The following is a 12,742-nucleotide window of genomic DNA, read 5'->3' on the forward strand; positions in this document are numbered from 1 at the left end:
GAAAATCCACTGCCGACCCTGTAGAGCCGCAGGTCGCGGCCGGTGGTCCCCGCGCGTGCGCGACGCCGTCCTGTTCTCGTTCAACGGCTTCCCCGTCCTGCGCCGCCTCGACCTGTTCCGGAAGGGCCCCCGAAACCCGCTACGGCCACCAGGGAACAGACGGACATGACCGCCCGCGATGTGGGTCAAAGGCCTCTCCCGGACCGCCTGTTGATCACGACTCGATACGCACCCCAGGGCGGTAGTCCTGACGCACGGCGGGTACTGCTGCTCCATGAGGATTGTCGTGCTCTGCGGTGCGGAGAGCCTCGAACGCTACGTCTCCCTGGAATCCGGCCTGTCGGTGGCCCGCGCGCTGACGGAGCTCGGACACGAGGTCAAGGTGATCGACCCGGCCGCCCCGGACCCGCTACTGGCGGGGCCGACCCGCACCGCCGACGCGCTGCCACGGTTCACCTCACCGGCCCGCCTCCCCGACAGGGACGAAGCGCAGGACAGGCGACGGATGTTCGCCGTTCTCACCCACGGGCCCGTGCTGGAGGCGCTGCACACCGCCGACCTGGTCTTCCTCGCGCTGCACGGGGGCTGGGGCGGCGACGGGCACATGCAGTCCCTGCTGGAGATGGCCGGCATCCCCTTCACCGGTGCGGGCAGCGCGCAGTGCAGCCTCGCCTGGGACAAGCGACGCACGCTGCAACTGCTGCCGCACGCGGGGGTACGGGTCGGGCCGTGGACGGCGCACCGCACGGACGACGGGCACCTGCCGCCCGAGCCCATCGCGCTCCTTGAAGACGGCCCGGTCGTGGTGAAGGCCGCAGCGGGCACAGCCCATGAGATGCTCCATCTGGTCTGCGGGGAAGACGAGTTGTCCCGGGTGTTGCAGGACATGCCCGCGGGCGAGGAACTGGTGCTCACCCCGTATCTGCCCGGCCGGGAATTCTCGGTGGGAGTGCTGGGCCCGCGCGTACTGCCCGCCGTTGAGTACGTGTTCGACGGCCCCTTCCTGGACTACCGGGCGAAGTACGCCGAGGGCGGCGCGTCCCACACCTGCCCCGCCCGAATCCCGCCGCGGCTGGAGCGGCATCTGCGCGAGCAGGCCTTGCGGGCCCACCGGGCCGTGGGCCTCGGGGACGCGGACTACTCCCGCTCGGACTTCCGCTGCGACCGGCGGGGAGAACCGCACTGCCTGGAGGTGAACGCCTGCCCGGGACTGCGCACGACCAGCGCCCTCGCGCACGCGGCCGAAGGCGCTGACATTCCCTACCCCGCCCTCATCGACCGGATCGTGCACCTGCAGAAGCACGGCATTGACCGCGACGAGCAGCAGAAGCACGGCATGGACCATGACGAGCAGCGGAGGCGCGGCATCGATCGTGACGAGCACTGGCTTGATCTTTGACATCGAGGGGCGAAGGCGGCTTCGGACTCGGCGCGGAGTGCTCCCGCCTTCGGCCTGCCTCCCGCCCGGCTGACTCGCCGCTCCCGCTCCCGGGGTGGTGCTGGACCACGGTTTCCTCCTCGGCCTCCGCCCTGCCCGGCCGCCGCGAGCGCGCGGCGGCTACTTGACCACGCGTACGGTGTCGAAGGCGGGGTCAGCGGCGTCGGGGAGGTTCATCCCGGCTGCCACGCCGGTCCGCAGATAGGCCAGGACCGGTTCGGTGAGGCGCTCGCCCGGCAGGACCGCCGGGATCCCCGGCGGGTAGGGAGTCACCATTTCCGCCGCCACGCGGCCCGCCGCCCGCTCGACGGGGACGTCCTCGGTCGGGGCGAAGTAGGCGTCCCGGGGCAGGCACGCCTGTTCCATGCGCAGACCGTCGGCGCTCGGCACCGCCACGACGGGCGCCTCGTCCCAGCCGCGGGCCGTGTCCACGAGGTCGTGGAGCGCCCGCAGCAGGGGCTCGGTGGTCCGCCTGCTGTCGGCGTGGGTGATCTGCACGTTGATACGGCGATGGTCGGCGATGTGGACGTTGATGGAGCGGTGTTCCCGCAGCCAGTCGGCCGCCCGGTAGCCGGAGAGCGCGGGGCCGGGCAGGTCGACGACCACGGGCAGCGGGTCGAGATCGTCCGCGCGGCCGGGCCCGCAGAAGTCCCGCGCGTCGTTCACGTGGAGGCCGTCGATCCGTTCGATGGCGCGCCGCAGTTCGTCGGCGGTGGCGAGGGCGTGGCCGATCAGCTCGTGCCCGTGCAGCGCCATCTGGCGGCGCCAGCCGTCCATGGCGGCGTAGACGAGGACCGAAGGGCTCGTCGTTCCCATCAGGTCGGCCCGGTTCTTGAGCACTTGGGGCTCGACCAGGTCGCCCTGGAGGTGGAAGACCGACCCTTGCTCCAGGCCGCTGCCCATCTTGTGGATGCTGGTCACGCAGATGTCCGCGCCCGCGTCCATCGCCCAGGCGGGCAGATCCCGGTGGAAGGGCAGATGGGCACCCCATGCCTCGTCCACGATCAGCGGCCGGCCGTGGCGGTGGCAGACCTCGGCGACACCGCGCAGGTCCGCGCAGCCGCCGTAGGGGGTCGGGCTGGTGATCAGCGCTCCCCGGGCCTGCGGTTCGCGTGCGAAGGCGGCCGCGTAGTCCTCGGCCGACGGCGGGTGTGCCAGATGCCGTTCGTCGTCCCAGCGCGGTTCGATCCACACGGGTTCGATGCCGGACAGGATCAGGGCGGCGACCACGGACTTGTGGGCGTCCCGACTGACCAGGAGTCGCCGGCCGGGCCCGGCCACGGACAGCATCGCCGCCTTGACCGAGAGGGAGCTGCCGCAGGTGGTGAAGAACGTGTGGTCCGCGTGTACGGCGTCCGCCATCAGCTTCTCGGCGTCCCGCAGATACCCGCCCCGCGTACGCCGGTCGTCCAGGCCCCCGGAGGCCAGGAGATCGTGCTCGAAGACCTCCCGCCCCAGGAGACGTCGTACGTCGGGATCGACGCCCGCGCCCTGTTTGTGCCCGGGTGGCGCGAACGACAGCATCCCGCGGCGCCGATGAGCCTCCACCGCCTCCACGACGGGAGCCCGTGAGTGATCGAGTGCCATGGTGCCTACCTTCCCTGCTGAGAGCGAGACCCTCCCCCGTGCGTCCGCGCGGCGGGGGCCAGGAAGCCGGTGGCAGGGAGCACCTGTCCTTCGAAGCCCGGAATGCACGCGACCCTCGAAGGTGAGGCGCTGCGCTCTGCCGTTCGAAATCGCCGATCAGGGGTGAGGGCTTCCTTGGTCGGGGTCGTCGTCGGGGGTCTGCCAGGTGTCACCTCGCTGCGCCTCACCGCTGGTGGGCGTGGCGCCGTGGGCGGGCGTGCTGCTTCGGGTGCGGCGGGCCGCGCGGCGGCGGCCCGCGACGAACATGGCGATGAGGCCGATGACCACGACGACGCCGACGAGGATGAGGACCAGCGAGGCGCCACCGGAGGCGGCCAGGGCGGTGTGGCTGTGAGTACGCATCCCGGTGGAGTACCCGATCGTCGGCAGAAATCGCAGGGCCGGTCGGGTGAGAATCGAGGGACCAGGCGGCCGTCGGCCGGTGATTGCGAGTGCTCGCCGGGGGGTACCGGGGTGGGACGAACGCGTACGAGCCACCGAGGTGGGACGCGCCACACGGGCGCCGCCACACGGGCACCGCTCCACGCGCGCTCGCGTGCCTGCGGGCGCACCCTTGAGAAACGGGTCGACAGGCACAGCCGACTGCCGGGGCTGGAAGTGTCAGGGCGTATCCGCTCCGGCGTGGCGAGGACGGACAAGACACATACGCCCATACGGACAAGACACATCACGAAGCGCGCGTTACGAGAGGAAGGCGCATCGCATGTCCGACAAGCCGCTCGACGGCCGCCGTGTGCTGGTGCTCGTCACCAACTACGGAGTCGAACAGGACGAGTTGCTGGTGCCCGTCCGTCGGCTACGGGATGACGGCGCGGACGTCACCATCGCAGCCGTGAGTCCGGGCCCCATCGCGACACTGGTCGGCGACCGGGATCCGGGCGAGACGGTCGAGCCGACCACCGTGCTCGAGACGGTGGACCCCGGCGCGTACCAACTGCTGCTGATCCCCGGCGGCACCATCAACGCCGACCAGTTGCGCCTGCAGCCCAAGGCCCTCGATGTGATCAAGAAGTTCGCGGCGTCGGGCCGCCCGATCGCTGCGATCTGCCACGGCCCCTGGGCCCTGGTGGAAGCGGACGTGCTGCGCGACAAGACCCTGACCTCCTACCCCTCGGTTCGCACTGACGCCCGCAACGCGGGCGCCCAGAGCTGGGTCGACGAGGCGGTTGTGAGCGACAGCGCCCAGGGCTACACCCTTGTCACCTCCAGGACGCCGAAGGATCTCGACGACTTCGTGCGCGAGGTCCACAAGGCGTTGGCCGGACCCTGAGGCGACCGGCCGCCCCACACCTGGCGGAGGGGCGTCCGGGGCTGCTGCGTGCGGGACGGTGCCCGGCGGTGCGGATGGAGCGCGTCGGCTCGGGTACCCGGGTCGGGCGACGGTGGCGGCACCGTCGGAGCCTGACGAAGGAGATCCCGTGGCCCAGCGAGTACGCGACATCATTTCCGGCGCACCCGTCACCGTCGAACCGCCTTCGCGCTGCCGAGGTTCTTCGTCGCCCGGCCCGCAGGACGCGACGTCGAGAACTTCGTCCGGCCTCAGCGCCCGCAGCAGGACGCGAACCATCAGATCGAGGCCCCTCGGACGGGCAGGAGCGTCCAGGAAGACGACCCGAACGAGAGTCTGCGTCCCGCCGCTTGACGCGCGTCCTCAACTTGTCCTCTGGATCATGAAATCTTGATCGAGGAAGAGCCGCCAGGCCCCCTCGGCCATCGCCCCGACCAGCAAAGTCGCTGGTCAGAACGATTCTTCGCACATAGTGCGGAGTGGGGCGGGTGGGACTCGAACCCACGGCCGACGGATTATGAGTCCGCTGCTCTAACCGGCTGAGCTACCGCCCCTAACGGCGCGTCGCGCACATTTGTGCGCGCCGTCTGCCGCAGCATAGCCGCTCATACGATCTCCTGCTCCGGCTGGTCGGCTATGCACGACCATGAGGACCCCGCTGCGGCCCGCGCGGTTCCACCGGGGGCGAAACAAGCACGTACGAGGGATCGTTGGGGGCGGATCCCGGAGGGGCCCGGGTATGCGAGAGGGCCCCCGCAGCGCCGCGAACGAACGCTTCAGGGGCCCTCTCGAACAGCTCTCCCGACTGGACTCGAACCAGTAACCTGCCGGTTAACAGCCGGCTGCTCTGCCAATTGAGCTACAGGAGACCGCGCTCCCCCGACTGGACTCGAACCAGTAACCTGCCGGTTAACAGCCGGCTGCTCTGCCAATTGAGCTACAGGGGAATGACTCGTGGTGACGGAGTCACTGCAACAATGTCACCTACCTGGGGATTCCCGGGCGGCGTGCGCTCGCTGCGACACATACATTAGCGCAAGCAGGGGGGTGCTCCGCCAATCGGTATCCCCCGCGACCGACGTCGGGACAGTCGAGGCAAGGGAAGGGTGGCCGTCATGCGCTACCGGCTCACATTCGTGGCAGGTCTGGCACTCGGGTACGTGCTCGGGACCCGGGCCGGACGCGAGCGTTACGAGCAGCTGAAGAAATCGGTTCGCGAGATCTCCCAGAACCCCGCCGTCCGCAACACCGTGGAGTCCGCGGCCCAGCAGGGCCGGGGCGTCGCGGGCAAGGCCTTCCACTCGGTGTCGGAGAAGGTCGGCGACCGGATGCCGGACTCCGTGGCCGACCGGGTGCGGTCGCTGCGCGAGCGCGGGCAGGGCGCGGAGGACGACTGGGGCACCAGCAATACGTAGCCGGTGCGCGGCGGGCGCCGGGCGCGCCACCGCCGCGCGGTCACCTGCGACGACGGGCCCCGTACGGACAGCCGTGCGGGGCATCGTCCGTTGTGCGGCAGAATCCTCGGCATGGGGATAGTCGCGGGGTTGGACAGTTCGCCCGAATTCACACGCATCGTGGTCTGTGACGCCGACACAGGTGCCGTACTCAGGCAGGGCTATGCCCCGCATCCGGTGGAGGCCCCGGAGGGCGGCGGGAAACCGACGGACGTCGACCCGCAGGCCTGGCTGCTCTCCCTCGGCGAGGCGGCGGGCGGCGGGCTCCTCGAAGGCGTGCAGGCGATCGGCGTGTGCGCGCAGCAGCACGCGCTGGTTCCGCTCGACTCGCAGGGCAACACGGTCCGGCCCGCCCTCGTCGGCAACCACCCGCGCGCCCAGGTCGCCGCCGCCGACCTCGTCGACGGGCTCGGCGGCCGCCAGGCGTGGGCCCAGGCGGTGGGCTGCGTACCGCAGGCCCCGATGCCCGTGACGAAGCTGCGCTGGCTGGCCCGGCACGAGCCGGAGGCGGCGCTGCGCACCCAGTTGCTCATGCAGGCCCACGACTGGCTGGTGTGGCAGTTGCTCGGGCGGCCCGCGCGGCGTACCACCGACCGGGGCGGGGCCTCGGGCACGGGGTACTGGTCGGCGGCGACCGGCTCCTACCGTCCCGACCTGGTGGAGCTCGCGCTCGGGCACCAGTCGATGCTGCCGGAGGTCATCGGTCCTGCGGATGCCGCGGGTACGACGCCGGAGGGGCTGCTGATCTCCGCCGGTACCGGCGAGACCATGGCCGCCGCGTTCGGGCTCGGCGTGCAGCAGGGCGACGCCGTCGTCTCGCTGGGCGCCTCCGGTTCCGTGATGGCCGTGCACCACGAGGCGCTGGTCGACGCGAGCGGGACGATCACCTCGCTGGCCGACGCCACCGGCATGCACCTGCCGGTCGTGCACACCCTCAACGCCGTACGGGCGCTGCGCGGCACCGCCGAGATGCTGGGCCTGCCCGACCTCGAAGCGCTCTCCGACCTGGCCCTGAAGTCGACCCCGGGCGCCCATGGGCTCGTCCTGCTGCCCTATCTGGAGGGCGAGAAGACGCCGAGCCTGCCGCATGCGGCGGGCACCCTGACGGGGCTGCGGCGCGAGTCGATGAAGCCCGAGCACCTGGCGCGGGCCGCGTTCGAGGGCATGCTGTGCGGGCTCGGCGACGCCCTCGACGTGCTGCGCGGGCGGGGCGTCGAGGTGCGGCGCGTGTTCCTGCTCGGACCGGCCGCCGACCTGCCGGCGGTGCGGGCGATGGCGCCGATGCTGTTCGGCACCCAGGTCGTGGTCGTACAGCCCGCGGACTACGCGGCGATCGGCGCCGCGCGGCAGGCCGCCTGGGCCCTGACCGGGCAGCTGCCGCTGTGGCAGGGCGCGGTGTCGCAGGTCTTCGAGCCCGGCGAGGAGCTGGCCGTCGGGCAGGCGGTGCGGCAGCAGTACGTGACGGTGCGGGAGCAGGCGCATCCGGGGGCGTTCTCGGGGACGCCGGTCGCCTGAGCCGCCGCCTCGCCCTGGATCGCTCCGGGCGCCCGGCTGTCCGAGCCGCCTCGCCGTGGATCACCACGGACCCGGTCGCCCGAGTCGCCCTCACCACAGACCCGGTCGCCCGAGTCGCCTCACCGCGGCCCGGGCGGCCGGGTCGGTCGGTTTGGTGCGGAATTGGGTATTCCGCAGCGCTGCGTGAGTGAACCAAAGCATTCAGTGTGCCCAGTTCTTGACCAAGGCTGATTTTTGACCGGGTCATGGGTTAATCGGTTGCACGGGGGCGGGTGCGGTGGCGCAGGATGGTGGGCGACTTCGTCGACGCCTCCCCCCGCCTCCCCCCATCCATGACTCAGCCGAGAGACGAGCGTGCTCATACGACTCCTGCGGACCCATCTGGGTCCGTACAAGAAGCCCATCGCCTTGCTGGTGCTCCTGCAGTTCCTGCAGACCTGTGCCTCGCTCTATCTCCCCACTCTGAACGCCGACATCATCGACAACGGTGTCATCAAGGGGGACACCGGCTACATCCTGTCGTTCGGTGCCCTGATGCTGGCCGTCACCGTGGGCCAGATGGTGTGCAACATCGGTGCCGTCCTGTACGGCGCCCGCACCGCCGCCGCCGTGGGCCGGGACGTCCGGGCCGCCGTGTTCGACCGGGTACAGTCCTTCTCCGCGCGGGAGCTCGGCCAGTTCGGCGCGCCCACGCTGATCACACGGACGACCAATGACGTCCAGCAGGTGCAGATGCTCGTGCTGATGGCGTTCACGCTGATGGTGTCGGCGCCGATCATGTGCGTCGGCGGCATCGTGATGGCGCTCGGCCTGGACGTGCCGCTGTCGGCGGTGCTGCTCGCCGTGGTGCCGGTGCTCGGCATCAGCGTCAGCCTGATCGTGCGCCGCCTGCGGCCGCTGTTCCGCACCATGCAGGAGCGCCTGGACACGGTGAACCGGGTCCTGCGCGAGCAGATCACCGGCAACCGCGTCATCCGCGCCTTCGTCCGCGACTCCTACGAGAAGGAGCGCTTCCGGGGCGCCAACGCCGAGCTGACCGACGTCTCGGTGAGCACCGGCAAGCTGCTCGCGCTGATGTTCCCGATCGTCATGACGGTGGTGAACCTGTCGTCGATCGCCGTCGTCTGGTTCGGCGCGCACCGCATCGACGACGGCGACATGCAGATCGGCGCGCTCACCGCGTTCCTCGCCTACCTCATGCAGATCGTCATGTCCGTCATGATGGCCACCTTCATGTTCATGATGATCCCGCGGGCCGAGGTGTGCGCCGAGCGCATCCAGGAGGTCCTGGACACCGACACCAGCGTGGTGCCCCCGGTGGAGCCGGTGCGGGAGCTGCGCGGCCACGGCCATCTGGAGCTGCGCGGCGCCGGTTTCCGCTACCCGGGCGCCGAGGAGCCGGTCCTCAAGGCCATCGACCTGGTCGCGCGCCCCGGCGAGACCACCGCCGTGATCGGGTCGACGGGCAGCGGCAAGTCGACGCTGCTCGGCCTGGTGCCGCGGCTGATGGACGCCACCGAGGGCGAGGTCCTGGTGGGCGGCGTCGACGTGGCCACCGTCGAGCCCGCGCTGCTCGCCCGCACCGTCGGACTCGTACCGCAGAAGCCGTATCTGTTCGCCGGGACCGTGGCGAGCAATCTGCGGTACGGCAATCCGGAGGCGACGGACGAAGAGCTGTGGCACGCCCTTGAGGTGGCGCAGGCCAAGGAGTTCGTGGCGGGGCTCGCGGAGGGGCTGGACGCGCCGATCGCGCAGGGCGGCTCCAATGTGTCCGGCGGACAGCGCCAGCGCCTGTCCATCGCGCGGACGCTGGTGCAGCGGCCGGAGATCTACCTCTTCGACGACTCCTTCTCCGCGCTCGACTACGCCACCGACGCGGCGCTGCGGGCCGCGCTCACCCAGGAGACCCGCGAGGCGACCGTCGTGATCGTCGCCCAGCGCGTGTCCACCATCCGTGACGCCGACCGCATCGTGGTCCTCGACGAGGGCCGGGTCGTCGGCACGGGCCGCCATCACGAACTGATGGACGACAACGAGACGTACCGGGAGATCGTCCTCTCCCAGCTGACGGAAGCGGAGGCCGCGTAATGCCCCCTGGTGGCATCGGTGGACCGATGATGGGGCCCGACTCGCGGTCCATGGACTTCAAGGGCTCCGGGAAGCGGCTGCTCGCGCAGTTCCGGCCGGAGCGGGTCACGATGTACGGGATGCTCGCGGCCGTCGTCATCAGCGTCGCGCTGTCCGTGCTCGGCCCGAAGATCCTCGGCCACGCGACCGACCTGGTCTTCGCGGGCATCGTCGGCAGGGACATGCCCGAGGGCGAGTCGAAGGCCGCGGCCATCGAGCGGCTGCGCGAGCACGGCGACGGCGGCATGGCCGACATGCTCTCCGGGCTCGACTTCACGCCCGGCGAGGGCATCGACTTCGGCGCTGTCGGCTCGGTGCTGCTGCTCGCGACGGGCGCGTTCCTCGCGGCGGGCCTGATGATGCTGGTGGCCACGCGGCTCTCCAACCGGGCCATCAACCGGACCGTGTTCCGGCTGCGCGGCGACGTCCAGGCGAAGCTGTCGCGGCTGCCCCTGTCGTACTTCGACAAGCGGCAGCGCGGCGAGGTCCTGAGCCGGGCCACGAACGACATCGACAACATCAACCAGACGCTCCAGCAGTCGATGGGCCAGCTCATCAACTCGCTGCTGACCATCGTCGGCGTGCTCGCGATGATGTTCTGGATCTCGCCGCTGCTCGCCCTGGTGGCGCTGGTGACCGTGCCGCTGTCGTTCGTCGTGGCGACGAAGGTCGGCAAGCGCTCGCAGCCGCAGTTCGTCCAGCAGTGGAAGTCCACGGGCGCGATGAACGCACACGTCGAGGAGATGTACACCGGGCACACCCTGGTGAAGGTCTTCGGCCGCCAGGAGGAGTCCGCGAAGGCCTTCGCGGAGCACAACGACGCGCTGTACGAGGCGTCGTTCAAGGCGCAGTTCAACAGCGGCGTCATGCAGCCGCTGATGTTCTTCATGTCGAACCTGAACTACGTCCTCGTGGCCGTCGTCGGCGGTCTGCGCGTCGCCTCCGGATCGCTGTCCATCGGTGACGTGCAGGCCTTCATCCAGTACTCGCGGCAGTTCTCGATGCCGCTGACGCAGGTCGCCTCCATGGCGAACCTGGTGCAGTCCGGCGTCGCCTCCGCCGAGCGGATCTTCGAACTCCTCGACGCCGACGAGCAGGAGGCCGACCCGGTGCCGGGCGAGCGTCCCGTGGATCCGCGCGGGCGCGTGGAGATGCAGCACGTGTCGTTCCGGTACGAGAAGGACAAGCCGCTGATCGAGGACCTGTCGTTGGTGGTGGAGCCGGGGCACACCGTCGCCATCGTCGGGCCGACGGGCGCGGGCAAGACGACCCTGGTGAATCTGCTCATGCGGTTCTACGAGGTCACCGGCGGGCGCATCACCCTCGACGGGGTCGACGTGGCCCGGATGTCCCGCGACGAACTGCGCGGCGGCATCGGCATGGTGCTCCAGGACACCTGGCTGTTCGGCGGCACCATCGCCGAGAACATCGCGTACGGCGCGGAATCAGGAGGGGCGGCGCGCAGCGCCTCGGGCAAGGGCGGTGGCGGGAGACGGGCGGGCGTCTCGCGCGAGCAGGTCGAGGAGGCCGCGCGGGCCGCGCACGCCGACCGGTTCATCCGGACGCTGCCCGACGGGTACGACACCGTCATCGACGATGAGGGCACCGGTGTCAGCACCGGTGAGAAGCAGTTGATCACCATTGCGCGGGCGTTCCTGTCCGACCCGGTGATCCTCGTCCTCGACGAGGCGACGAGTTCTGTGGACACCCGTACCGAGGTACTCATCCAGAAGGCCATGGCTCGCCTGGCCCATGGGCGGACCTCGTTCGTCATCGCGCACCGTCTGTCGACGATCCGCGACGCCGACACCATCTTGGTGATGGAGGACGGGGCGATCGTGGAACAGGGCACGCATGACGCGCTGTTGGCGGCGGAAGGCGCCTACGCGCGGTTGTACGCCGCTCAGTTCGCGCAGGCCGTGGCGGAGGTCGACTAGCGCCGTCGCGGGCGGCTCCTCAGTCCAGGTAACCCCTGAGCTGGTCCGCGAAGGCGTGGTCCCGCAGCTTGTTGAGGGTCTTCGACTCGATCTGGCGGATGCGTTCGCGCGTGACGCCGAAGATCCTGCCGATCTCCTCCAGGGTGCGGGGCCTGCCGTCCGCGAGGCCGTAGCGGAGCTGGACGACCTTGCGTTCGCGTTCGCCGAGCGTGGAGAGCACCGCCTCCAGGTGTTCGCGCAGGAGCAGGAACGCCGCCGACTCCACGGGGCTCGTCGCGTCGCCGTCCTCGATGAGGTCGCCGAGCGCGACGTCGTCCTCCTCGCCCACGGGCGCGTGCAGCGACACGGGCTCCTGGGCTAGGCGCAGGACCTCGCTGACGCGCTCGTGCGGCAGGTCCAGGTGGGCGCCGACCTCTTCGGGCGTCGGTTCGTAGCCGCGCTCCTGGAGCATGCGGCGCTGCACGCGGACGACGCGATTGATGAGTTCGACGACGTGGACGGGCACGCGGATGGTGCGGGCCTGGTCGGCGAGGGCGCGGGACATGGCCTGGCGGATCCACCAGGTGGCGTACGTCGAGAACTTGTAGCCGCGGGCGTAGTCGAACTTCTCCACCGCCCTGATCAGGCCGAGGTTGCCCTCCTGGACCAGGTCGAGCATGGTCAGGCCGCGGCCCACGTACCGCTTGGCGACGGAGACGACCAGGCGCAGGTTGGCCTCGATGAGGCGGCGCTTGGCCATCCGGCCCATCACGACCAGCTTGTCCAGGTCGAGGGCGAGCTGGGAGTCCGGGTCGGGGGTGCCCGCCAGTTTCTCCTCGGCGAACAGGCCCGCCTCGACGGCACGCGCCAGCTCGACCTCCTCGGCGGCGGTGAGCAGGGGTATGCGGCCGATCTCGCGCAGGTACTGGCGGAACAGGTCGGAGGAGGGGCCGCCGGTGTCGGCGCGGCTGCGGGGGCTCGGCACCTCGACGACCTCGACGACCTCCTCGGGCGGCTGCTCGGGGGCCGGCTCGGCGGCCTCCGGCAGTTCCGGATGGAGCGGTGCGTGGCCCTGCGGCGGCACCGCCGCGATGACGTCGGCGTCCACCGCGGCGTCCACGGGCGCGGCGGTGTCGGTCTGGGTGAGGGTCTGGGTCTGCACGGGGGCGACCTCCAGGGTGATCGCTGCCGCGGGGGACGGCAGCGGTACAGCGGGACCGGCGTCGACGGCCTCGCCGCTGTCCGTCCCGAACACGATGTGTGGAACCGCGGGAATGTCGGACCCGCTGTCTGCTGCGGGCCGGCCGCGCTCCGAGGACTCAGGCACCGCACCCCAGTGTGGAGTACGACACGCGGC

The 12,742-nt window shown here is 70.7% G+C and carries 9 protein-coding genes and 3 tRNA genes; 6 read left to right on the forward strand and 6 right to left on the reverse strand.

All coding sequences use genetic code 11. The features are described from left to right. Positions 1-274 precede the first annotated feature (274 nt). A complete protein-coding gene (locus ACZ6BG_RS03725) occupies positions 275-1,399 on the forward strand; it encodes a D-alanine--D-alanine ligase family protein (RefSeq protein ID WP_468996507.1) in 1,125 nt (374 codons plus the stop codon). A 159-nt stretch (positions 1,400-1,558) separates the two neighbouring features. Here ACZ6BG_RS03725 and ACZ6BG_RS03730 read toward each other — a convergent pair whose 3' ends face one another. Next, entirely contained in the window at positions 1,559-3,025 is a 1,467-nt protein-coding gene (locus ACZ6BG_RS03730; protein WP_468996511.1) for an aminotransferase class I/II-fold pyridoxal phosphate-dependent enzyme, read from the reverse strand. A 156-nt stretch (positions 3,026-3,181) separates the two neighbouring features. Further along, the gene (locus tag ACZ6BG_RS03735; RefSeq protein ID WP_468996513.1) at positions 3,182-3,427 is read right to left on the reverse strand and encodes a DUF6479 family protein; all 246 of its coding nucleotides are present in this window, start codon (positions 3,425-3,427) and stop codon (positions 3,182-3,184) included. Positions 3,428-3,788: 361 nt separating this feature from the next. Between ACZ6BG_RS03735 and ACZ6BG_RS03740 the strand changes: the two genes are divergently transcribed. After that, the gene (locus tag ACZ6BG_RS03740) at positions 3,789-4,355 is read left to right on the forward strand and encodes a type 1 glutamine amidotransferase domain-containing protein (protein WP_468996516.1); all 567 of its coding nucleotides are present in this window, start codon (positions 3,789-3,791) and stop codon (positions 4,353-4,355) included. Positions 4,356-4,853: 498 nt separating this feature from the next. Here the strand turns inward: ACZ6BG_RS03740 and ACZ6BG_RS03745 are convergent. The 3 genes from ACZ6BG_RS03745 to ACZ6BG_RS03755 form a co-directional block, all read right to left on the reverse strand. After that, positions 4,854-4,927 (reverse strand) — tRNA-Ile (locus ACZ6BG_RS03745). A 242-nt stretch (positions 4,928-5,169) separates the two neighbouring features. Continuing rightward, positions 5,170-5,242, reverse strand: a tRNA-Asn gene (locus ACZ6BG_RS03750). Between the two features lie 5 nt (positions 5,243-5,247). Then, positions 5,248-5,320, reverse strand: a tRNA-Asn gene (locus ACZ6BG_RS03755). 168 nt (positions 5,321-5,488) lie between these two features. Between ACZ6BG_RS03755 and ACZ6BG_RS03760 the strand changes: the two genes are divergently transcribed. The 4 genes from ACZ6BG_RS03760 (at position 5,489) to ACZ6BG_RS03775 (ending at position 11,406) form a co-directional block, all read left to right on the forward strand. Beyond that, on the forward strand, positions 5,489-5,788 hold the full coding sequence (locus ACZ6BG_RS03760) for a YtxH domain-containing protein (protein WP_289951082.1): 300 nt from the start codon (positions 5,489-5,491) through the stop codon (positions 5,786-5,788). A 111-nt stretch (positions 5,789-5,899) separates the two neighbouring features. Then, positions 5,900-7,342 carry a xylulokinase gene (locus tag ACZ6BG_RS03765; protein WP_468996518.1) on the forward strand — a complete coding sequence of 481 codons (1,443 nt, stop codon included), beginning with the start codon at positions 5,900-5,902 and terminating at the stop codon, positions 7,340-7,342. A gap of 354 nt (positions 7,343-7,696) precedes the next feature. Continuing rightward, on the forward strand, positions 7,697-9,430 hold the full coding sequence (locus tag ACZ6BG_RS03770; RefSeq protein WP_468996520.1) for an ABC transporter ATP-binding protein: 1,734 nt from the start codon (positions 7,697-7,699) through the stop codon (positions 9,428-9,430). Between the two features lie 26 nt (positions 9,431-9,456). Next, positions 9,457-11,406: an ABC transporter ATP-binding protein gene (locus ACZ6BG_RS03775; protein ID WP_468996523.1), complete on the forward strand. Its 1,950-nt coding sequence runs from the start codon at positions 9,457-9,459 to the stop codon at positions 11,404-11,406. Positions 11,407-11,425: 19 nt separating this feature from the next. Here ACZ6BG_RS03775 and ACZ6BG_RS03780 read toward each other — a convergent pair whose 3' ends face one another. After that, positions 11,426-12,712, reverse strand: a complete 1,287-nt coding sequence (locus tag ACZ6BG_RS03780) for an RNA polymerase sigma factor (protein WP_468996525.1) — start codon at positions 12,710-12,712, stop codon at positions 11,426-11,428. Between the last annotated feature and the right edge of the window lie 30 nt (positions 12,713-12,742).

Source organism: Streptomyces sp. NPDC041205, assembly GCF_055591765.1.